Raw genomic sequence first — 20,861 nt, 5'->3', positions numbered from 1 at the left:
TGGTATTGTAGGGCATAAAGAACAAGACCGCAGCTGGAGCCGACCAGCATAAAAAGGCAAGTGGGAATAATAAAAGGAGGTTTATGTTATGGACTTAAAAGAACTTTTAGGAGAAGAACTTTACAGCAAAGTAAAAGAAAAAATAGGGGATAAGGAACTAATCGTCAACGATGGCTCATATATCCCAAAAGCAAAGTTTGATGAAATTAATGAGCAAAAGAAACTTTATAAGCAGCAAGCTGATGATTTAAACAGACAGCTTGAGGATATGAAAAAACAAGCAAAAGGTAATGAAGAATTGCAAAATCAAATTCAGGAGCTCCAAGCAAAACTTCAAGAGTCAGAGAATAAGATTAAAGATGTAAGCTTAACTGCAGCAATAAAAATGGCTGCGATAAAGGCAAATGCAAAAGACCCAGATATTGTTTCAATGCTAATTGATAAATCAAAGCTTAATATCAAAGAAGATGGATCCATCGAAGGCCTTGAAGAGCAATTAAAATCAATTGCTGAATCAAAGGCTTTTTTATTTGGTGAGCCGCAAACAAAAATAGGTAGTGGCTCTAATCCTGCAGGAGGAGCAAATTCAGCAATTAAAAACCCATGGTCAAAAGAAACATTTAATTTAACAGAACAAGCAAAAATTTTAAAAGAAAACCCTGCATTAGCAGAACAACTTAAGGCTGCAGCAGGAGTAAAATAATAAACGAAAAAGGAGGAATAAATTATGGCTATTACAAAAATTCAAGATGTTATAATTCCAGAGGTGTTTAATCCTTATGTAATTCAAAGAACAGCTGAACTTTCAGCTCTATATCAAAGTGGCATTTTATCACATACTCCAGAGTTTGACAGACTTGCTTCAGCGGGAGCAAAAACAATAAATATGCCATTTTGGAATGATTTGACTGGTGACGATGAAGTCTTAAGTGATAATTCAGCATTAACACCAGATAAGATTACTGCAGGGCAAGATGTAGCAGTAATATTAAGAAGAGGAAAAGCTTGGGCAGTAAATGATTTAGCAGCAAATTTAGCAGGAGATGACCCAATGAGGGCAATAGCAGATTTAGTTGCTGGATATTGGGCAAGACAAATGCAAAAAGCATTATTATCATTACTTAGGGGTGTATTTGCTTCAAATTCAATGGTAGGAAATTTACACGATGTTTCAGGAGAATCAGGAGATGCATCAAAATTCACAGGTACGACATTCATAGATGCAGTTCAAAAGCTTGGTGATGCTAAGGATAAATTAACTGCTATTATTATGCATTCAGCTGTTGAAGCTGCACTTGCTAAGCAAAACTTAATTCAAACTGTTCAACCTTCTGATGGTTCTTCATCAATTAAAACATACATGGGTAAGAGAGTAATAGTTGATGATGGATGCCCATATGATAGTGGAACAGGTATATTTACAACTTACATCTTTGGAGAAGGTGCAATTGCATACGGTAGTGGTAATCCAGTAGGATTTGTAGCAACAGAAACAGATAGAGATTCACTTGCTGGAGAAGATTACTTAATCAATAGAAAGACATTTATATTACATCCAAGAGGAGTAGCATTTACATCAGCAAATGTTGCAGGGTCATCTCCAACAAATGCAGAATTAGCAACTGCTGCAAATTGGAACAGAGTATATGAGAACAAGAACATTAGAATAGTAGCATTTAAACATAAGATATGATAATAAGGCAGGTTTAACCTGCCTTATAAAATTTTAATAGGAGTGGTATAATGAGTGTAACAGCATTCAATAGAGTAAGAAGATTAAGGAGTGAAGAACAATGGCACTCACAGAAGGAATTGACAGCTTCTGCACACTTGAATGGGCAGAAGAATATTTTAGAGGGAAACTCTACTGCGACGAATGGACAGGATCAGACCAAGGAACAAAAGAAAAGGCTCTCAAAGAAGCAACAAGACGAATAAATAGACTAAGTTTTAAAGGGACAAAAGCTGAACCAGGGCAGATACTTCAATTTCCAAGGATAGTAGTTGGTGTTGGACAAAAAATAGGCTTTTTTGGAGTAATTGAACAGCCTACAATTCCAGACGAAGTTAAAGCCGCAACTTGCGAAGAAGCTTTAGCATTACTTAAATATGGGAATAGTGCAAGGACTAAAGCACAAGAACAGAATGTAGTTAGAGTGACTTTTGGTGATGTATCAGAAGAATATAAAGGGTATGGGAAGCTACTTAGTAAAGAAGCATTAGAACTATTGAAGCCTTATATTGCTGGGGCGGTGGTGATTAGATGAAGGATTATTTTAATCAAAGGGTTAAATGGTATAGGAAAACAGGTAATAATGCCTATGGCCAACCTGTATATGCTCCAGCAGTTGAAGTAATGTGCAGGTTCCAAGGTGGAATGAAGCTTATAAAAGACAAACAAGGAAAAGAATCAGTATCACAAGGTATATTTTATATGTCAGAAAAAGTAGGACTTGATGATAAGCTGGAATATGAAGGTAAACAATATAATGTTATGAATTATTTAGACACCGTTGATTTGGACGGTGTTTTTCTTTTTAGGAAGGTGTGGGTATAATGAGCGATTATAAACTTGAATGGAAAGGTAATTTAGCAAAAAAAATAGTGAGAAAAGCAGCAAAAAAAGCCTTATTAACTTGTGGTGCTGATTTGCAAGGGAAGTCAGCAGAACAAGCTCCTATTGATATGGGAGATTTAAAAAGAAATTGCAGTGTAAGTCCAATTCAAGATAATAATGGAGAAATGACTGTAATGGTAGGTTATGATTTACCTTATGCACGAAGGCAGCATGAGGGATTGCATTTTAAACATCCTAAGGGTGGAAAGGCTAAATATTTGGAAGACCCATATAAAGAAAATGTAAAAAAATATGAAAAGTATATTGCTGATAAAATAAAACAAGTAATAGGTGATTAAGATGCTTTTAGATGAAATAGGAAGTTACCTTGAACAAAAAGGAATAGGGGTAGTTGGAGAAGATGTATTTTTTGCTCAAATTCCAGAAAACCCAGATAATTTAATAGCTATATTTGAAACAGGAGGTTATGAACCTGAACTATTATTCGATAAGGCAATTGAATATCCTACTTTCCAAATATGGGTAAGAGGCTTAGGTTATGAAGAAACAAGAAATAGAATACAAGAAATATTTAAGCTTCTAAATGGCAATACAGATATATACCCACTAATTAAAGCAATGCAAAGTCCTGTTAGTTTAGGATTAGATGAAAATAATAGGTGGGAATTTAGTGTGAATTTTAAGGTGTTTAAGGAGGTATAAATTATGGCGATAACAGGAAAAAGCGGACTTGTTAAAATAGGAACTAACACAGTAACAGAAATTCAAAACTGGAAACTTGACCTTGAGGCAGACCTAAAAGAAACCACAAACTTTAGTTCAAACGGATGGAAAACTCAAATTGCAGGTATCAAGTCTTGGAGTGCATCCGCAGAAGGAACATGGAATGTATCATCAGATACAAATGGACAAAAGGCACTACAAGACGCATTATTAAACGGTACTACTGTATCACTTGAATTGAATGTCAACGGAACTAACAAATACACAGGTACAGCATACATTAAGAAAATATCAATAGACGAACAAGTAGATGATGCTGTAAAGTTTAGCGTCGATTTAGAAGGAACTGGAGCATTATCTTATGCTTAATAATTGAGAGTTAGGGGTTATATCCCTAACTCTTTATTTTTATATGGAGGTGGCATTATTGTTAATAAAATATATAGGTAAGGATGAATATATAGATTTAAATTTAAGGTTTGCAGCAAAAGAAGGTGACATCATAGACATTAATGATGAAGAAGGACAAAAATTAATACAAACAGGTAAATTTGAAGAATATAAGCCCAAGAAAGAAAGGAGGGCATAAAAATGGCTCTAATAGGTAAAGTAGGAGCTATATATATAGCAGACGGAACAAGTACAACTTTTACAGATGAGGCGACAACATCTAATGATGCAACTTATAAAATTTATTATATAACAAATAGAGCTAAAAGATATTGGGACGATAGCTACCCTATCACAGTTAAGAAAAATGGGACAACTATTACAACAGGGTTTACTATACATCACGCAGGTGGTTATATAATATTTGACACCGCTAATAGTGGAAGTGATGTAATAACTGTTAGTGGTAAATACTACACACCGACACAATGTGCGACATTCTTTAATTGGAAGGTTGATATTGAACAAGATTTAAAAGAAGTTACTACATTTACATCTAACGGATGGAAGGAGCAAATTGTTGCGACTAATGGTTGGAGTGCAAGTGCAGAAGGCTATTGGGCAGACGGTACATTCTTTAGTAGATTAGGTAGTAGGTTTATTGTATCTTTATATGTTGACAGCACAACCAATAAAGTGTATGAAGGCTACACAGTTATTAAAAAGTGCAGTGTCGATACACCATGCGATGATGTAGTGAAGGAAAGTATAGACTTTGAAGGTACAGGAATATTAGTATATCACGGATAAGAAAAGGGAGGTTTAATATATGAGAGTAAAAACAGTTGAATTTGCAGGAAAGAAAATCACAGTAAGAGAGATGAAAATAAAGGAGCTTAACGCATTAGCTGATAAATTAGGAGTTGAATTTGATAAGGTATTTAAGGCTGAAAATACAGACGATGTAAAAACAGCTTTAATCACAGCCCTAAAGGATAATATACCAAAAATATTTAATGATGTGGCAGAGGGCGACATTGACGAGGCTTACCCTTCTGAAATTGAGGAACTGATTAGGGCATTTATAGATGTAAATTTTTTCGGAGTAAAGAAGGTACTTACTTCTATGGCTCAATTACAAGCGAGATAATATTTATATTTAGTAGGATAGGCTATAAAAAATCAGACATAGAAGAATTAACTTGTAAAGAATGTTATGAGTTGTTAGAGATGATACAAAAGCAAGAGCAGATTGACTATATGAAAGACCTAACTAAGTTTGCATGGTTAGGGCAAGTTATAAATGCTATGTTTGGAGGAAAGAACGACCTTTATAAAGAGGTAACTAAGGCTTATGATAAATTAGTTACCTCTTTTATTGAAACAGAGAGCACACAAAATACTGTAATAGAAGAGTGGAGAAATATAGCACAACAGAGAGGCTTAAAATACACTTCAAATGAGGAGGTGAAAAGATGAATGTAGGAGAATTGTTTGTTAAGCTAAGTGCTAATTTAACAAGGTATGAAAAAGATTTAGAGACTGCCCAAAAAAAAGCAAAAGAAACAGGAAATAGTATCAGCAATATATTCAGAAATGCAGTATCTTTTACAATAGGACAAGGAATGTTTGAACTAATTAGACAAGGGATAAAGAACGCTTGGGATACATCGATAGGATTTAATTCACAATTACAAAATAATAAAATAGCATTTGAAAGTTTATTAGGAAGTGCAGATAGTGCTAATGAGTTTATAAATAGTTTAATAGAGTTTGCAACAAAAACACCTTTTACAGCCGACAAACTATTAGAAAGCAGTAAGCAAATGTTAGCAATGGGTTTTAGTGCCGATGAAGTATTACCCTCACTAAAAGCAATAGGCGATGCAATGGCAGGAATGGGGCAAGGAACAGAGTCGGTGCAAGGGGTTATAATTGCCTTAGGTCAAATGAGAATGGCAGGTCGTGTTAATGCTCAAGATATGCTACAACTTGTAAACCGAGGAGTGCCAGCGTGGCAAATATTAGCCGACGCAATGGGTAAATCTACAGCAGAAGTTAGAAAAATGTCCGAAGAAGGTTTAATCCCCGCAGAATTTGCCGTAAAAGCTTTAATAAATGGTCTGGAACAAAGGTTTCCTAATATGATGTCTAAAATGGAAAACACTTGGACAGGAACAGTATCAACTATTAAAGATATTTGGACACAGTTTATAAGTGAGTTGTCCTCAAAACTATTCACAAATATAAACGGTTGGTTAGTTAAAGTAAAGGATTTTTCAAGTAGATTTGTGCAAGCTTTTAGAGAAGGCGGGTTAGGCTTTGCTATACTTCAAACGTTTGGAAGTAATGCATTTGCATTATTTGAGGTTTTAAGATTATCAATATCATCAGTTATAAATACTTTGTCCTCAATGTTTAGCTTTATTATGCAACATTGGAATATATTTAGTCCTATAGTGACGGGGGCTTTAATCTATGCAGTTGCCTTAAAAATAACTACAGTCTTAACAACTCTTGCAACAATTGCGACAAAGGCTTGGGGAGTAGTTCAAGCCGTGATAAATGGGCAATTGACAGCGACAGGCGGGTTATTAGGATTAGTAAGTAGGGCAATAGGAATATATAAAGTTCAAATGGCGTTGGCGTCAATGCAAGGGATTGTATTCACAGGAGTTTTAGGGAAGGTAAAAGTAGCATTATACAGCCTATGGACAGCATTAGGCCCTATTGGTTGGATAGTATTAGGAATTTCCTTACTAATTACAGCTGGTATGTTTTTAGTGAAACATTGGGACGCAGTGAAGTATTACACCCTTCAAGCTTGGGGATATATGAAGGTAGGTATACTATATGCTATATATGGTATTATCAATGGTATGAAAGGTTTAGGGGTTATATTCCCATTCTTAAAAGGCACATTCAACAAAGCTTTAGGAGTTATACAAGGGGCTATCCAAAAGGAAAAGCAAATTCTTGCAGGCCGTAAAAATGTATATACTCAAAGTAAAAATGCAACAAAAGACGCAAACAGTTTAGAAAAAACAGCAAAAGACCTAATCAATAAAACTTCAAAAGCAACACAAGATAATACAAATAAAATACAGAAGAATACAAAAGCCTTAAAAGACAGAAAGAAGGCTATACAAGAAAATTTACAGTCCTTTGATGAACTCCATAAAATACAACAAAATTCAAGTGGTGGGGGAGTAGAAACACCTAAATTAGATAATATAAATGGTATACAATTACCTAAATTAGACGGCTCAAACTTATTTAGTAGTTGGGAAGATATAAAAAGCGGCTTAACTTCAAAATGGGAAGACTTTGAGAAAAAAGATACACCTTCATTATGGAAAAAAATAAAAAATAGTGTAGTTAATACTTGGAATGGTTTAAAAGAAGGTTTAAGCAATAGTTGGTCAAGTATAAAAACAACTGTAGTTAATACTTGGGAAAACTTTAAAAACAGTGATGTTGTTAACAAGTGGAATGAAATAAAAAATAAAATAGCAGATAAATACGGTGAATTAAAATCAAGCTTGCCTTCAAAATGGACTGAAATCAAAAACAATATAATTACTAATTGGAATAACTTTAAAAACAGTGATGTTGTTAACAAGTGGAATGAAATAAAAAATAAAATAGTTGATAAATATGGAGAGGTAAAAACAGGTTTATCTACAAAGTGGACAACAATAAAAAATGATTTAGTTAAGGCTTGGGATAATTTAAAGAACAATGAAGTAAATTCAAAATGGAACTCCTTAAGGAACACTATAACAGGAAAATTTACAACAGTCCCTTCTAAAATAAAAGATTGGGGTAAAAACCTAATTAACACAATCGTCGAAGGAATGAAAGCAAAATATAATGAACTAAAAAGAACAATGAAGAATGTAGCAGGAGTAATTGCAGACTTTTTAGGTTTCCACTCTCCTACTAAAGAAGGACCTAACAGTGATGCAGACAAATGGATGCCGAACTTAACAAATATGTTAGTTGGCGGGTTAAAGCACGGACAAGGAAGGTTAAAGTCCGTAATAGGAGAAACAAGTAATTTAATTGCAGGTTTAAACGGCTCATATAAAATAAGTCCACAAATACAGCCTGTTATTGCTGGTATAGGCTCAATAAATGGGGTGGTAAATCCACAACAACATAATACAAATAATAAACCTATACAAATAAATATTCAACTTGGAGATAGAACAATATATAAAGAAATAATCAATGGAATTAATGATTATCAGAAACAAGCAGGTAAAACATTAATAAGATAACAAAGGAGGGGACTTTAAATGCTTAAAATCAATGGGCAGACAGTAAAGTCCCCGTCAATTTTTAGATATAGCTTATATGATATTGACGGGGAAAGTAATAGAAACCTAAAAGGAGAATTAATAAGAGATAGAATAGCAACGAAGGTTAAATTAGACTTAGAATGGTCTGTATTAACAATGTCTGAAATTTCAACTATTTTAAACGCAACATCAAACGTATTTTTTACTGTAGAATATCCCGACGCAAAAGCAGGACAAGTTGTTACAAAAACATTTTACGTAGGTGATAGAACAGCACCACTATTTAAAGTCGATGGTAATAATTATGTTTGGGAAGGTTTGAAGTTATCTTTGATAGAAAAATAAAAGGGGGTAAAGATGAATGTATAATGTAAGTAGCAATTATAAAACTCTTGTTAAACAGCCCTCAAGAGAGTTTAAATATAAAATAGTAATAGACACAAACACAGTTATATATGAAGATAAGTTAGTTGATTTTACTATAAATGATATGGCAGGAATTGAAGGATTTGAAATAGGAAATGCTATATCAAAACAACTAAATATAAAATTAATTGATGTAACATTAGTTAGTCCTAAAAAAATAGAATTTTTTATTGGGTTAGATATAAACGGGGATATAGAATATCTACCTATGGGAGTGTTTTGGGTAGACTCAATAAGCAACAAAAATAATGTATATGAGATTATTTGTTATGATACAATGATAAAAGCAGAGTCTATATATTATAGTGCCTTAACTTATCCTGCAACTATAACACAAATAGTTAATGAAATAGCAGGAAAACTAAACACTACTTTATTAGGAACACTACCAGCATACACAATACAAAACAGTTTAAGTGGATATACTTATAGAGAAGTTTTAAGTCTTATTGCTGGTATGTTAGGAAAGAATGTAAGGTTTACAAGAGAAAATAAAATAGAATTTTATACTTATACAAATACAACAGAAACATTTACAAATGATAATTATATAGAAGTCCAAAAAATAAGTGATACAGACTATAGATTAGACAAAATAACAGTAGTTTTAGACGATGCAGGCAATACTATAACAGCAGGAACATTATCAGCAGATGGAAAAGAATTAGTTATATCTAATCCATTCATAACACAAACAATATTAAATTCTATTCATTCTACACTAAATGGATTTACTTATACACCTTATAAAATAGTATTACAATCTATTCCTTATTTAGATGTAGGGGATAAAATAACTGTAAATATAAACGATACAAATATAGTTATCCCTATTATGCAGATTACACATACACCTTTTAAAACTGAAATATTTGCCTTATCTCAAACACAAGGACAATCAGAATACACCTTTAAAGGAACGGTAATAACAAAAGTTGAAAGAATTGCAAGTGAACAAGTAGCTATAAAAGAGGCTTTAATTGAAAAAGCAAATATTACAGATTTACAGTCTGTAAATGCTAGAATAGATAACTTAAAAGTAGATACTGCAATGATAAATGACTTAGCAGTAACGAGTGCTAAGATTGGAGATGGACAAATCACAAATGCAAAGATTGCTGATGCTTCAATAAGTACAGCAAAAATTCAAAATGGTGCTATAACAACAGCCCTAATAGGAACGGGTGCAGTTGGAACAGCACAAATTGCAGACGGTAGCATAACAGATGCTAAAATAGTAAGTCTAACAGCGAATAAAATAACAGCAGGAACTATTGATGCTAATAAGGTAAATATAGTAAATTTAAAGGCTGATAATATAGTAGCAGGTGCTTTAACCATTGATGGCGACAATTTAATTCATAATACCGCATGGTTAAATGATGCATCGTATTGGACTGTAACGACTGGTAAATGGACAAGAGATACAAGTGTAAAATATGATACCTCTAATACAATGAAAGCAGATATAACAGGTGAAACAGCCGATAAGTGGTATGCAATATATAGCGAGTTTATACCCGCAACCGCAGGGCAAAAATTTGTAGCAAGTGTTTATAGTTATACAGATGATAAAACAACACTTGATAGAGGTGTAGATTTAGCATTTGAGTGGTATAACGATACATCAAGAATATCAACAACATCCACTTCTATATTACCTACAAACAACAATACGTGGCAAAGATTTATAGTAAGTGGAACAGCCCCCACAGGAACGACAAGAGTTAGAATAAGGTGCAATCCTACTCGTAATGGTAGAATATGGGTTGCAAGACCTATGCTACAAAGAGGTAGTGTGGCGAGTGAATGGAAACCACACACTGATGAACAAATATCAACTGGTGCTATAACAAGTGATAAGATAGCAAATAGTGCAGTAGATGCAAATAAAATTGCAAATAACGCTATTCAAAACAATCATATATCAGCAAATTCAATAACAGGGGACAAGATTGTAGCAGGTGCTATAACGGCAGACAAAATAGCTTCAAGGACTATAACAGCTAATGAGATAGCAGCAAATACAATAACAGCAGGTAGTGCGATTATAGCAGACGGTGCAATAACTACTGTGAAAATTGCTGATGGCTCAATCACAAATGCGAAAATAGCAGATTTAGACGCAACAAAAATAACAACAGGGGCATTGACAGTAAAAGATGGTGTAAATGGTGCAAAAATCTTTGTTAAAGACGCAAGTAATAAAGATGTGGTAGTGTTGGATACAAATGGTATAACTGTTAATAATGGTGCAATTACAGTGAAAGACGCTTTTGGAAACATAGCGTTTACAGTAGGAACTGACCCAAACAATAACCCCATTGTTGTAAATGAACTTGGAACAGCTATCAAAGTATCTAACTCTAATCTTAATATATTCTCTGGGAATTATTGGGTTGAAGAAGATGTTAATCAACACGCTATATACTTCTTGAATGAAACAGGTAGAGGGCAATATGCGGAAAGGTGTCCTGCAATATATGATATAACATTAGTATCAAATGACTCGTGGGCGTCTGGGTTGGTTAACATTTCAACCGAAGGTGATGTGAGTTTCGCAACATATAGGGCAACAAATACCTTTGAAATTTCTGGGTACAGCAACTTTACAGTAAATGGTAGCACTCTTTCAATGAAGGCGGGGTTTAATGTAACAAGAGGTAACACTCTCATAGAAGTTAAACGTGGTTCTGATGAGAAAGATGTTGCAGGAATACTGTTTGGTAATACAGCACAAGCAAGTGAAACAGGAAATTTCTTTATAGGGCATCTGTATGATTATGGTAGTGTTACCCCTAACCTGCATATATCAACAGCACCAGTGCGTCGTAACGGTAGTGGAACATTGGTAGCAGAGCCAATAGCAACAATTACCACAGACGGTAAAATGGGACTTGGAACAATGTCCCCTGATACAAAACTACACGTTGTTGGGGAATTAACCCTACAAGCAGGTAGCGGAAAGGTATTAAATTTAAAAGCAGGTAGTTCAACTGACCACATATATATGGCATTTTATCCAGATAGTGATGCACAGTCCACAAGATATGGTTGGATAGGTTTTGGTGTCCCGGGCAATTTGAATATGTCAATATCACAAGAAGCAGATGCTGGGCTTTATTTCAATGCGGCAACAGGTACTTCATCAGAAATACATTTTAATATGTATACCTATGGTGATAACAATAGAAAATTTATTATGAATGATGATGGAACAAGTAGTAATGGTTATGGAGAACCTACTTTAATTCCCCACGCAGACGCATTTGGTTATGTAGGGACTCCAAATAGAAGAATGTTTAAAATATATTCTTACGGTGGTGTCGCAACATCGTCAAACATTGAAGAAAAGGCTGATATATTACCTGCCGATACACAAGACCTTTACGAAACGTTTAAAAGTATAAACTTCTACACATATAAATTAAACAGCAAAGAAGGCGAATGGGATTATCATTTGGGCGCTATGGTGCAAGACCTTCCATATTACGTTCAAGATTATGAAGCGTCTACAGGAGAATTTACAAAGAGTTTAGGCATTTATGAATTCTCCGCTTTTATAGGGGCAGTCGTTAAAGAACTTCAAAATAAAGTTGAAGAATTAACAATAAAAATTCAGGAATTAAACACAAGGTTAGGGGAATAATTCACAAACCCCTTTCCTTGTGGGTTATATTATATAGGAGGTGGTTTAATGGCGTTACAAAAAGAATTGCCAACTTTATATGGAGTAAATGCTTCATATTGGAGAATTATTGAGTTAGGAGTTAATTATCAATATAAAATAGCAAAAATACGTATAGCGGGGTATTTAAACAAGGAAGCAAGAGATAATAACTCAACCCCACTTGATATTAAAACTTTTAATTGTAATCCAAAAGAATTTGATAAATTCTTTAATACTGACTTGTTAAATGAATTAAATAACAACCCATTAAGACAAGCATATGAATTTGTTAAAAATAATGAGTTATATGATAAAACGTTTGTAAACGCAGAAGATATTTAATAACAGAATATATTTAATAAAGGGGGTAGAAATATGCAACTTAAAAATTTTAGAAATGACATTGTGAAAGTGATTAATGATAGTGGTTTACCTGCCGAAGTGGTAGAACTAGTCCTTGAAAACATTTTACAACAAATAACAATTTTAAACATTAATAATCAAAAGCAACAACAACAAGCAAATAAAGAAACACAACAAGAGGGTGAATAGTTTTATTCCCCCTCTTTCTATTTAAAGAGAGGGGGGTGACATAGTGGACTTTAATTTAATTACAAAATAATCGGAGGTGCAACATGAATGACTGCAAAGACTGTATCTATGTAGACACTCTTGCAAAAAGAGTGTCTGAGCTTGAAAAAGATGTAGACAACATCAGAGCCGACATAATTGATATGAAGCAAACAAATGCAAAGTTTGAAGAAAAGTTTGACAGGATATTTGAAGCAATAAACGATATAAGAAAAGCAGTAGGTAAGATAGCGGATAAAATAGACGACATAGAAAAAAGACCAGCAAATAACTGGGATAAGGTTATAACAGCTCTCATTTCGGGAGCTGTTGCTTTTTTAGTATCAAATGTATTAGGAAGGTGAAAGTATGAACATCGAAAAAAAGCTGATAAAATATAACTACAGCTCAAGAAATGGACAAACAATAAAATATATTGTCATTCACGATACAGGCAACAAAAACAAAGGTGCAAACGCAGACGCACACTACAATTATTTCAATGGTGGCAACAGAAACGCAAGTGCACACTACTTTGTAGACGATAAAAAAATATTACAAATAGTTGATGAAGCCAACGCAAGCTGGCATTGTGGGGATGGGAAAGGCAAGTTCGGCATAACTAATAAAAACAGCATAGGGATTGAAATTTGTGTAAATGCAGACGGAGACTACAACAAAGCAGTTGCAAACACTATTGAACTAACAAAGTATTTGATGAAGAAGTACAACATTCCACTTGACCGAGTTGTGCGACATTATGACACATCAAGGAAACTTTGTCCTGCTTCAATGTCAGCGAATAATTGGTCAAAATGGCAATTGTTCAAGGAACAATTGAAAGAAAGAAAAATCCCAGACTGGCCTATTATGAAGATGGGCCATAAGGGAGAATATGTTAAAAAACTACAAGAGAAACTGAATGAATTTGGATATAATCTTGCAGTAGATGGTAGTTTTGGCCCTGCTACTGATAGAGCTGTGAGAGATTTTCAGAAAAAGAAGGGCCTTGTTGTAGATGGATATGTAGGACCTGCTACAAGAAAATCTTTATTTGAATAGGAGGGATAGTATGAATTGGAATAAATTCTTAAGTGCGAAGTGGCTTATATCAATTTTTATGACACTTGTATTTTGCTATTTAGCATTGATAGGCAAAATCACATCAGAACAGTTCATGGCTGCATATATGATGGTTGTAGGTGTATATTTCGGACAATCAGTTGCGAAGAACCCCAGCAAATAGGCTGGGGCTTTTTCTTTTTTTAATTTTATCCTGGTACTGTCGAAAGATAGTGTCAGGATTTTTTATTTTTTGAGTTATATTTTAATTCTAAATGTGGAAGAATCAAAATAAATATTAGTAAATATGTATTTGAAAATATTAACATTAAATGTATTGTATTAACAGCAATGGAGGTATATAATATATGTTAAAAAAAGTATTATTTAATTTGATGAAATTGTTCATTAATTCTGACAATGGCAAGAAATATATTACAGATGAAGAAATAAAAGATAAGGGGGATTTTATTATGAACAAGGAGGGAAAATATAACGCTTTAGATATAGCTCAATATGTAATTAATTATGCTATTGAAAAAGGGAATCCAGTAAGTAACTTAAAATTACAAAAAATATTGTATTATATTCAAGCTGCATTTTTAGTTGAAAAAGGGATTCCTTGTTTTAAAGAGGAAATTTTAAATTGGAGACATGGGCCTGTCGTGAAGGAAGTTTATGATGAATATAAAGATTACGCAAATAATGAAATTTCGGATATTCAAAAGGGTTATTATAAACTTCTTTTAGACAAAGAGAACTTAAAGTTTATTACAAAATTTGAAGAATTTGAACAAAATAAAATTTTGAATGAAGACAAAAGGTTAATTGATAAAGTGATAGATGGGTATTTGGGAATTGATGCGTGGGAATTAGTAAAAAGAACGCATATGGAGGACCCTTGGGAAAAATATAGTGAAAGAAATGAAATAATTTCAATTGATAGTATAAAGGATTATTTTGAAAAAAATAAAAATAGAATATATGGGGGATAGTAATGAGGGATAAAATACATAATTTACTAGAAGAAATTTCTGATTTTGATATAGAAAAAGATAATGATAAACGTAAAGAAGAAATTGCTGCTAATATTGTTGATTTTTATGATAAAAATAAAAGACACCATTATTCAGGAATATCCTCTTATGTTTTGTATAAATTAGATGATCAGGATACAGAATATTTAATTGGTAATTTATTATTACTTGTAGATTATTTAAAAAAAAATAATATGAATGAATATGCAGAAAAAGTTGATAAGATGTACGATCATGTAGTTTTAGAAACTATAAGGAAGAAACACAATGAAGAACAATTAAAAATAGTTAAAAACTATACAGATGAATCTAAAAAGGAACTACAAACTTTATTTAATGAACAAGAGGAAAAACTTAAAATGATATATGGAGATATAATATCTATTTTAGGTATATTTTCAGCAGTAATAATAGCTTTTTTTGGAGGTATAAATATTTTAGGCAGTGCATTAAATAATATGCACTTGGTAAGTAAATATCGTTTAACTTTTGTGATATTAATAGTTGGATTTGTTACGTTTAACATAATATTTATGCTTTTGCATTCTATATCCAAATTAACAAAAAAAGAAATAAGTTCAGAATGCAAAAAATATTTGTGTGATAATTGTAAAGGGTGGTATGGATTACGTGTAATACAATGTTTTAAGAAATATCCAATAGCATACATATTTAATTTGGTTTGCTTTGTTTTGATTATAATTACTATAATTGCATACTATAAAAAAATTTAAAAAATAAAATAATAAAAGCCCTCCATGGGCTTTTTATTTTTGCAGGAAATCCTACCTCAGCGTAGAATAATATAATAGAGGTGGTGGTATGGTAAAGAATTGGCTATATGAAATAGTCAACTAGGGTTAAAAAACAATTATCCTAGATGACTATTTTTAATATTGTGTTTTTGTAATAGTCGAATCTGCACCTTGCCCTGTTGAAAGCTCAATTTCAAGTCCTTCTTCCTCAAAGAATCCTTGACTTATTGCAACATACATAGGTGCATAGAAGATTGAACGAACTACTTCATTAAGTCTTACCTTTACTAAATCCTTCTTTGTTTCTTCTTTTTTACATCCAGAAAAAGCTGATAAAGTTAAAATCAATATCGATAGTATAGCTATTGTTTTTTTAAATTTCATACATACATCTCCTTTTTTTTTATATCAATTTATATTATGTTGCTTGATGGTGTTTAGTTACATTTTTCGTCTGTGTTAATCTTGATTTTATGGTTAAAAAATGTAATAATTATATAAAATAAAGGGAAGAGGTGAGAAATATGAGGAGAAATTCACTTTCTACATTTATAGCAGCACTAATTCCAGGTGTTGGATATATGTATTTAGGTCTTTATAGAAAGGGATTGGAGGCACTTGCACTATTTTTATTAATTAAACCCGTATTTTCGGTTTTTGGGTTAAGTGCTATTGGAAGTATATTGCAATTTTTTATTTGGATATATGCCTTTGTGGATACCTTCAAAACTGCTTCGCTTTTAGATGCAGGTAAATATGTAGAGGACGATTATTTTATATTTAGTGGATTTTATAGCAAGGATGCATACGGCAATAAAAAAAATATAGATATAAAATATTTAATTAACATATTAGCAGTTTTGTTAATATTGGCTGGTGTACTTTCAATAGTAAATAAAGCTTTTGGGACAAATGAATTGTACATAATGGTTAAATCCTTTGTTAAGCAGTATTTTATACCCGTAGTTATGGTATTGGGTGGTTTTTATCTTCTTCTTCAAAATAGAAGATAAATATGTTGACAATGTAGTATTTTGTAATATAATAATAAATAAAAGTTAATAGATAGAAGCTGTGAAGAAGAGGAGTAGGTAGTAACACCTAAAAGAGAGGAAGACTCATAGGCTGAGAGGTCTTCTTAGGTAAAGTACTATCGAAGGTAGCTTTGGAGCTTTTCATCTGAAATTGAGTAGGATGAAACGGGAAACCGTTATTAAAATAAGAGCTGCATTTTTGCAGAATTAAGGTGGTACCGCGGTCCTTCGCCCTTAGCGTGCGAAGGACCTTTTTATATGGAGGTGTTTTGGTGGGATACATACTTGCAGTAGTTGGTGGCATATTAACCTATGGCTCTAAAAAAATAATTAAACTATTTAGCTTTAGCCAAAATAAAGAACTTATTATAAAGTTAATAGGACTAACAATAGCAGCAATAGGATGTTTGAAGATTATGAGTATTATATAATAAAGGAGGTTCTAAAATGGAAGATAACAAGAATATAGCAAAGAATTATGATCCTAAGGAGTTTGAAGAAAGATTATATAATGAATGGTTAGAAAAGGGATATTTTACACCAAAGGTTGATAGAGAGAAAAAACCTTTTACAATAGTAATGCCACCTCCAAATATTACAGGACAGCTTCATATGGGGCACGCCCTTGATAATACCCTTCAAGATGCATTGATAAGATGGAAAAGAATGCAGGGATATGAAACACTATGGCTTCCAGGAGAGGACCACGCAAGTATAGCAACAGAGGTAAAGGTTGAGGCTGAACTTGCAAAGAAGGGTATAAACAAAAAGGAGATAGGAAGGGAAGAGTTTTTAAATCACGTTTGGGATTGGACACATACCTATAGAGAGAGAATAAAGAAACAGTTACAAAAGATGGGTGCATCCTGTGACTGGACTCGCGAAAGATTTACTATGGATGAAGGTTTAAATAAGGCTGTTAGAGAAGTATTTGTTAGATTATATAATAAGGGACTTATATACAGAGGAAATAGAATTATAAACTGGTGTCCAAGATGTATGACAGCTCTTTCAGATGCAGAAATTGAATATCAAGAAAAGCAAGGTAACCTATGGCATATTAAATATCCTGTAAAGGATAGCGATGAATATATAGTTATTGCAACAACAAGACCAGAGACAATGCTTGGAGATGTTGCAGTTGCAGTTAATCCAAATGATGAAAGATATAAGTATTTAATAGGAAAAACTCTAATTCTTCCACTTGTTAATAGAGAAATTCCTATAATAGCTGATGAATATGTTGAAATGGAATTTGGAACTGGTGCTGTAAAGATTACTCCAGCTCACGATCCAAATGACTTTGAAGTAGGTCAAAGACATAATCTTGAACAAATAGTTGTTATGAATGATAACGGAACAATGAATGAGCTTGCAGGTAAATATGCTGGACTTGATAGATATGATGCAAGAAAGCAAATAGTAAATGATCTTCAAGAATTAGGGCTACTTGTAAAAATTGAGGAGCATAATCATAATGTTGGTGCTCACGATAGATGTGGAACAACAGTTGAGCCACTTTTGTCAAAGCAGTGGTTTGTAAAGATGAAGCCACTTGCAGAACCAGCAATTGAGGCTGTAAAAAATGGAGAAGTTGAATTTGTTCCAGAGAGATTTGCAAGGGTTTATTTCAACTGGATGGAAAATATTCAAGACTGGTGTATTTCAAGACAACTTTGGTGGGGACATAGAATTCCTGTTTGGTACTGCCAAGACTGTGGAGAGGTAATAGTATCATCAAATGAGCCAAATGTTTGTACAAAGTGTAATTCATCTAATTTGAAACAGGATGAAGATGTGTTAGATACTTGGTTTAGTTCTGCACTATGGCCATTTTCAACATTGGGTTGGCCTGATAAGACAGAGGATTTAGAGTATTTCTTCCCAACTGATGTTTTAGTTACAGGTTATGATATAATCTTCTTCTGGGTTGCAAGAATGATATTCTCAGCAATAAATGAAATGGGAAGTGTTCCATTTAAACACGTATTAGTACACGGTATTGTTAGAGATTCACAGGGAAGAAAGATGTCAAAATCCCTTGGCAATGGTATAGATCCACTTGAGATAATAGATAAATATGGTGCAGATGCATTAAGATTTACCCTTGTTACAGGAAATTCACCAGGAAATGATATGAGATTCTATATGGAAAGGGTAGAGGCATCAAGAAATTTTGCTAATAAGATTTGGAATGCATCAAGATTTATGCTTATGAACTATGATGAGGAGCTTGTAAATAGATACAAGAGTGAAGCAAATGATATAAGAAATACAGCAGACAGATGGATACTAAGTAGAATAAATGAAGTAGCAAAGGAAGTTACTGATAATCTAAATAAATTTGAACTTGGTATTGCAGCACAAAAAATATATGATTTTATCTGGTCAGAGCTTTGTGACTGGTATATTGAACTTGTAAAACCAAGATTATATGGAGATGATGAAAAGTCAAAGGCTGCAGCACAAATAACATTAATTGAAGTATTAAAGGATAGCTTAAAGCTTCTACATCCATTTATGCCATTTATAACAGAAGAAATCTACAAGCATATAACTGATGAAACACCATCAATAACAATTGCTAAATGGCCAGAATTTAGGGAAGATAGAAATTATCAAGAAGATATGAAATCAATGGAATATGTAATTGATGCTATAAGAGCCATAAGAAATGTAAGGGCAGAAATGAATGTTCCAAACTCAAGAAGAGCAAAGATAATGATTATACCTTCAAATGAAGCCGCAAAGAAGGCATTTGAAGATGGTGCTGTTTATTTTGAAAAACTTGCCTTTGCATCTGAGGTTGTATTTATAGGCGAAAATGAAATACCAAAGGATGCAGTATCTCAGGTTACAGAGGGTGCACAAATATATATGCCTCTTGAAGACTTGATTGACAAACAAAAGGAAATTGAAAGGCTAACTAAAGAAAAAGAAAAGCTTGAAAAGGAAGTAGAAAGGGCAGAAGGCAAACTTAATAATCCAAACTTTGTAGCAAAGGCACCACAAAAGCTTGTTGATGAGGAGAAGGAAAAACTTGCAAAGTATAAAGAAATGCTTGAGAAGGTTATGGGAAGACTTAATGAACTTAAGTAGTAGATTAAATAGACGTAGGTAATGTAGCTATACATTGCCTATGTCTTTTTATTATAATTAAAAACAATTTAAGAATTTGCTCATAATATAATATTGTAAGTAATTTATGGAATGATTTGGATGTATATTGATGCTGTGTTTGAGGGTGGAGGAGTAAAGGGGATTGCCTTCTTAGGATCAATAAAATACTTGGAGGAGAGAGGATATAGATTTAACAAGGTTGCAGGCACATCGGCAGGTTCAATTGTAGCTTCTTTAATTGCAGCGGGCTATAACGCTGATGAATTGAAACAGATTCTATTTAATTTTGATTTTATTAAATTTCAAGATAAAGATTCGATTCAGTCGTTGCCATTAATAGGGGGGATATTGGGGCTTATTATTAGTAAAGCAATCTATTCAGGAGATGCGTTTGAAGAGTGGCTTAGATGTCTTTTAGAGAAGAAGGGAAAGGTAAAATTTAAAGATTTCATTAGAAATGATGAACCTATACTAAAGATAATTGCATCAGATATAACTAAAAAGGATATATTAGTACTTCCAGATGATTTGAAGGAATATGGAATAGATCCTTTAGAATTTGAGGTAGCAAAGGCAGTACGTATGAGTATGAGTATTCCACTTTACTTTAAACCAGTTAAATTAAAGGTAAAGGAAGAGATGCATTATATTGTTGATGGTGGAATTTTAAGTAATTTTCCTGTTTGGATATTTGATGTTGATGGTGTCCCACGTTGGCCAACCTTTGGATTTAAGTTGCAGGAACCAGCACCAAAGCCTAAAAAGGATTATATATCCTTAAGAGATTATATAATGGACATTGTAAATACAATGCTTGAGGAGAATGAATTAAGGTATATAAAAAATAAGGATTTTGTAAGAACTATTTTGATTCCTACTCTTGGAGTAAATACTACTGATTTTTCTATATCTAATTCTATGAAGCAAAAACTATATATGTCAGGATATAATTCAGCACAAAAATTTCTTGAAACTTGGGATTTTGATGAGTATATAATTAGATATAGGATGAAATAAAGGGTGTTTTTAAATACCCTCAGTCTGTTGAAAAAGTTATATATTGATTAGACCCATGAAGGATTTTAATGCATTCGTTCATTTCGCCAAGCAATTCTAAGCTTTTCTTTATTTGAAAAAGTCCTACCCTCGCGATGCCATCGTCCTGATGGCCGCTCGGCTCGGCACGTCCTGT

At 33.0% G+C, this 20,861-nt stretch carries 25 protein-coding genes, 1 pseudogene and 1 other annotated feature; of the genes and pseudogenes, 25 read left to right on the top strand and 1 reads right to left on the bottom strand.

The features are described from left to right. Nucleotides 1-88 precede the first annotated feature (88 nt). The 21 genes from JG776_RS02315 (at nucleotide 89) to JG776_RS02215 (ending at nucleotide 15,494) form a co-directional block, all read left to right on the top strand. Nucleotides 89-703 (top strand): phage scaffolding protein, encoded by a 615-nt coding sequence (locus JG776_RS02315; protein ID WP_291964308.1) that lies wholly within the window; start codon nucleotides 89-91, stop codon nucleotides 701-703. Between the two features lie 24 nt (nucleotides 704-727). Further along, complete coding sequence (locus JG776_RS02310; RefSeq protein WP_291964305.1) at nucleotides 728-1,693, top strand: major capsid protein; 966 nt, start codon at nucleotides 728-730, stop codon at nucleotides 1,691-1,693. 100 nt (nucleotides 1,694-1,793) lie between these two features. Further along, nucleotides 1,794-2,267: a DnaT-like ssDNA-binding protein gene (locus JG776_RS02305; RefSeq protein ID WP_027309355.1), complete on the top strand. Its 474-nt coding sequence runs from the start codon at nucleotides 1,794-1,796 to the stop codon at nucleotides 2,265-2,267. Beyond that, nucleotides 2,264-2,557 (top strand): hypothetical protein, encoded by a 294-nt coding sequence (locus JG776_RS02300; protein ID WP_291964303.1) that lies wholly within the window; start codon nucleotides 2,264-2,266, stop codon nucleotides 2,555-2,557. Before JG776_RS02305 ends, JG776_RS02300 begins: the two co-directional genes overlap by 4 nt. After that, nucleotides 2,557-2,916, top strand: a complete 360-nt coding sequence (locus tag JG776_RS02295; RefSeq protein ID WP_291964301.1) for an HK97 gp10 family phage protein — start codon at nucleotides 2,557-2,559, stop codon at nucleotides 2,914-2,916. The genes JG776_RS02300 and JG776_RS02295 overlap by 1 nt, the downstream gene beginning before the upstream one ends. Before the next feature lies 1 nt (nucleotide 2,917). Continuing rightward, nucleotides 2,918-3,280: a minor capsid protein gene (locus JG776_RS02290; RefSeq protein WP_291964299.1), complete on the top strand. Its 363-nt coding sequence runs from the start codon at nucleotides 2,918-2,920 to the stop codon at nucleotides 3,278-3,280. Nucleotides 3,281-3,283: 3 nt separating this feature from the next. Further along, nucleotides 3,284-3,670 (top strand): phage tail tube protein, encoded by a 387-nt coding sequence (locus JG776_RS02285; RefSeq protein ID WP_291964297.1) that lies wholly within the window; start codon nucleotides 3,284-3,286, stop codon nucleotides 3,668-3,670. Nucleotides 3,671-3,728: 58 nt separating this feature from the next. Continuing rightward, on the top strand, nucleotides 3,729-3,890 hold the full coding sequence (locus JG776_RS02280; protein ID WP_291964295.1) for a hypothetical protein: 162 nt from the start codon (nucleotides 3,729-3,731) through the stop codon (nucleotides 3,888-3,890). A 2-nt stretch (nucleotides 3,891-3,892) separates the two neighbouring features. Beyond that, complete coding sequence (locus JG776_RS02275) at nucleotides 3,893-4,501, top strand: hypothetical protein (RefSeq protein WP_291964293.1); 609 nt, start codon at nucleotides 3,893-3,895, stop codon at nucleotides 4,499-4,501. 19 nt (nucleotides 4,502-4,520) lie between these two features. Beyond that, a complete protein-coding gene (locus JG776_RS02270; protein WP_291964291.1) occupies nucleotides 4,521-4,841 on the top strand; it encodes a hypothetical protein in 321 nt (106 codons plus the stop codon). Nucleotides 4,842-4,921: 80 nt separating this feature from the next. Next, the gene (locus tag JG776_RS02265; RefSeq protein WP_291964290.1) at nucleotides 4,922-5,170 is read left to right on the top strand and encodes a hypothetical protein; all 249 of its coding nucleotides are present in this window, start codon (nucleotides 4,922-4,924) and stop codon (nucleotides 5,168-5,170) included. Then, the gene (locus JG776_RS02260; RefSeq protein WP_291964288.1) at nucleotides 5,167-7,974 is read left to right on the top strand and encodes a tape measure protein; all 2,808 of its coding nucleotides are present in this window, start codon (nucleotides 5,167-5,169) and stop codon (nucleotides 7,972-7,974) included. The genes JG776_RS02265 and JG776_RS02260 overlap by 4 nt, the downstream gene beginning before the upstream one ends. An 18-nt stretch (nucleotides 7,975-7,992) precedes the next feature. After that, a complete protein-coding gene (locus tag JG776_RS02255) occupies nucleotides 7,993-8,340 on the top strand; it encodes a DUF6711 family protein (protein WP_291964286.1) in 348 nt (115 codons plus the stop codon). A 16-nt stretch (nucleotides 8,341-8,356) separates the two neighbouring features. Further along, on the top strand, nucleotides 8,357-12,070 hold the full coding sequence (locus JG776_RS02250) for a hypothetical protein (RefSeq protein ID WP_291964284.1): 3,714 nt from the start codon (nucleotides 8,357-8,359) through the stop codon (nucleotides 12,068-12,070). Between the two features lie 48 nt (nucleotides 12,071-12,118). Next, complete coding sequence (locus JG776_RS02245; protein WP_291964282.1) at nucleotides 12,119-12,433, top strand: hypothetical protein; 315 nt, start codon at nucleotides 12,119-12,121, stop codon at nucleotides 12,431-12,433. A 33-nt stretch (nucleotides 12,434-12,466) separates the two neighbouring features. Beyond that, nucleotides 12,467-12,643 (top strand): hypothetical protein, encoded by a 177-nt coding sequence (locus tag JG776_RS02240; protein ID WP_291964280.1) that lies wholly within the window; start codon nucleotides 12,467-12,469, stop codon nucleotides 12,641-12,643. A gap of 83 nt (nucleotides 12,644-12,726) precedes the next feature. Beyond that, on the top strand, nucleotides 12,727-13,026 hold the full coding sequence (locus JG776_RS02235; RefSeq protein WP_291964278.1) for a hypothetical protein: 300 nt from the start codon (nucleotides 12,727-12,729) through the stop codon (nucleotides 13,024-13,026). A gap of 4 nt (nucleotides 13,027-13,030) precedes the next feature. Further along, on the top strand, nucleotides 13,031-13,723 hold the full coding sequence (locus tag JG776_RS02230; protein WP_291964277.1) for an N-acetylmuramoyl-L-alanine amidase: 693 nt from the start codon (nucleotides 13,031-13,033) through the stop codon (nucleotides 13,721-13,723). 10 nt (nucleotides 13,724-13,733) lie between these two features. Beyond that, complete coding sequence (locus JG776_RS02225; protein WP_291964276.1) at nucleotides 13,734-13,907, top strand: hypothetical protein; 174 nt, start codon at nucleotides 13,734-13,736, stop codon at nucleotides 13,905-13,907. Between the two features lie 184 nt (nucleotides 13,908-14,091). After that, on the top strand, nucleotides 14,092-14,718 hold the full coding sequence (locus tag JG776_RS02220) for a type II toxin-antitoxin system antitoxin SocA domain-containing protein (protein ID WP_291964274.1): 627 nt from the start codon (nucleotides 14,092-14,094) through the stop codon (nucleotides 14,716-14,718). A 2-nt stretch (nucleotides 14,719-14,720) separates the two neighbouring features. Beyond that, entirely contained in the window at nucleotides 14,721-15,494 is a 774-nt protein-coding gene (locus tag JG776_RS02215; RefSeq protein ID WP_291964272.1) for a hypothetical protein, read from the top strand. A gap of 174 nt (nucleotides 15,495-15,668) precedes the next feature. Here the strand turns inward: JG776_RS02215 and JG776_RS02210 are convergent. Further along, a pseudogene (locus JG776_RS02210) lies at nucleotides 15,669-15,899 on the bottom strand (ABC transporter substrate-binding protein); the annotation flags it as partial. A 140-nt stretch (nucleotides 15,900-16,039) separates the two neighbouring features. On the opposite strand from JG776_RS02210, the gene JG776_RS02205 reads away from it, so the two are divergent. The 4 genes from JG776_RS02205 (at nucleotide 16,040) to JG776_RS02190 (ending at nucleotide 20,686) form a co-directional block, all read left to right on the top strand. Beyond that, on the top strand, nucleotides 16,040-16,528 hold the full coding sequence (locus JG776_RS02205; protein WP_291964268.1) for a hypothetical protein: 489 nt from the start codon (nucleotides 16,040-16,042) through the stop codon (nucleotides 16,526-16,528). Nucleotides 16,529-16,580: 52 nt separating this feature from the next. Next, nucleotides 16,581-16,788, top strand: a binding site (T-box leader). Between the two features lie 33 nt (nucleotides 16,789-16,821). Beyond that, nucleotides 16,822-16,980, top strand: coding sequence for a hypothetical protein (locus JG776_RS02200; protein ID WP_291964266.1), 159 nt, complete (start codon nucleotides 16,822-16,824; stop codon nucleotides 16,978-16,980). 16 nt (nucleotides 16,981-16,996) lie between these two features. Continuing rightward, entirely contained in the window at nucleotides 16,997-19,648 is a 2,652-nt protein-coding gene (locus JG776_RS02195; protein WP_291964264.1) for a valine--tRNA ligase, read from the top strand. A gap of 120 nt (nucleotides 19,649-19,768) precedes the next feature. Then, entirely contained in the window at nucleotides 19,769-20,686 is a 918-nt protein-coding gene (locus JG776_RS02190; protein ID WP_291964262.1) for a patatin-like phospholipase family protein, read from the top strand. Nucleotides 20,687-20,861 lie beyond the last annotated feature (175 nt).

Origin of the sequence: Caloramator sp. (genome assembly GCF_020054765.1) — a bacterium.
Lineage (GTDB): Bacteria > Bacillota > Clostridia > Clostridiales > Caloramatoraceae > Thermobrachium > Thermobrachium proteoclasticum.
Note: the sequence above shows the minus strand (reverse complement) of the source record. Positions and strands in the feature narration are given on the sequence as shown.

What these genes read in the sequence shown, in the direction of transcription:
- JG776_RS02225 (WP_291964276.1), top strand. Translation starts at nt 13,734, where the DNA reads ATGAATTGGAATAAATTCTTAAGTGCGAAGTGGCTTATATCAATTTTT.
- JG776_RS02305 (WP_027309355.1), top strand. Translation starts at nt 1,794, where the DNA reads ATGGCACTCACAGAAGGAATTGACAGCTTCTGCACACTTGAATGGGCA.
- JG776_RS02315 (WP_291964308.1), top strand. Translation starts at nt 89, where the DNA reads ATGGACTTAAAAGAACTTTTAGGAGAAGAACTTTACAGCAAAGTAAAA.
- JG776_RS02205 (WP_291964268.1), top strand. Translation starts at nt 16,040, where the DNA reads ATGAGGAGAAATTCACTTTCTACATTTATAGCAGCACTAATTCCAGGT.
- JG776_RS02285 (WP_291964297.1), top strand. Translation starts at nt 3,284, where the DNA reads ATGGCGATAACAGGAAAAAGCGGACTTGTTAAAATAGGAACTAACACA.
- JG776_RS02290 (WP_291964299.1), top strand. Translation starts at nt 2,918, where the DNA reads ATGCTTTTAGATGAAATAGGAAGTTACCTTGAACAAAAAGGAATAGGG.
- JG776_RS02295 (WP_291964301.1), top strand. Translation starts at nt 2,557, where the DNA reads ATGAGCGATTATAAACTTGAATGGAAAGGTAATTTAGCAAAAAAAATA.
- JG776_RS02275 (WP_291964293.1), top strand. Translation starts at nt 3,893, where the DNA reads ATGGCTCTAATAGGTAAAGTAGGAGCTATATATATAGCAGACGGAACA.
- JG776_RS02250 (WP_291964284.1), top strand. Translation starts at nt 8,357, where the DNA reads ATGTATAATGTAAGTAGCAATTATAAAACTCTTGTTAAACAGCCCTCA.
- JG776_RS02245 (WP_291964282.1), top strand. Translation starts at nt 12,119, where the DNA reads ATGGCGTTACAAAAAGAATTGCCAACTTTATATGGAGTAAATGCTTCA.
- JG776_RS02255 (WP_291964286.1), top strand. Translation starts at nt 7,993, where the DNA reads ATGCTTAAAATCAATGGGCAGACAGTAAAGTCCCCGTCAATTTTTAGA.
- JG776_RS02215 (WP_291964272.1), top strand. Translation starts at nt 14,721, where the DNA reads ATGAGGGATAAAATACATAATTTACTAGAAGAAATTTCTGATTTTGAT.
- JG776_RS02270 (WP_291964291.1), top strand. Translation starts at nt 4,521, where the DNA reads ATGAGAGTAAAAACAGTTGAATTTGCAGGAAAGAAAATCACAGTAAGA.
- JG776_RS02235 (WP_291964278.1), top strand. Translation starts at nt 12,727, where the DNA reads ATGAATGACTGCAAAGACTGTATCTATGTAGACACTCTTGCAAAAAGA.
- JG776_RS02220 (WP_291964274.1), top strand. Translation starts at nt 14,092, where the DNA reads ATGTTAAAAAAAGTATTATTTAATTTGATGAAATTGTTCATTAATTCT.
- JG776_RS02195 (WP_291964264.1), top strand. Translation starts at nt 16,997, where the DNA reads ATGGAAGATAACAAGAATATAGCAAAGAATTATGATCCTAAGGAGTTT.
- JG776_RS02230 (WP_291964277.1), top strand. Translation starts at nt 13,031, where the DNA reads ATGAACATCGAAAAAAAGCTGATAAAATATAACTACAGCTCAAGAAAT.
- JG776_RS02300 (WP_291964303.1), top strand. Translation starts at nt 2,264, where the DNA reads ATGAAGGATTATTTTAATCAAAGGGTTAAATGGTATAGGAAAACAGGT.
- JG776_RS02240 (WP_291964280.1), top strand. Translation starts at nt 12,467, where the DNA reads ATGCAACTTAAAAATTTTAGAAATGACATTGTGAAAGTGATTAATGAT.
- JG776_RS02310 (WP_291964305.1), top strand. Translation starts at nt 728, where the DNA reads ATGGCTATTACAAAAATTCAAGATGTTATAATTCCAGAGGTGTTTAAT.
- JG776_RS02265 (WP_291964290.1), top strand. Translation starts at nt 4,922, where the DNA reads ATGATACAAAAGCAAGAGCAGATTGACTATATGAAAGACCTAACTAAG.
- JG776_RS02190 (WP_291964262.1), top strand. Translation starts at nt 19,769, where the DNA reads ATGTATATTGATGCTGTGTTTGAGGGTGGAGGAGTAAAGGGGATTGCC.
- JG776_RS02260 (WP_291964288.1), top strand. Translation starts at nt 5,167, where the DNA reads ATGAATGTAGGAGAATTGTTTGTTAAGCTAAGTGCTAATTTAACAAGG.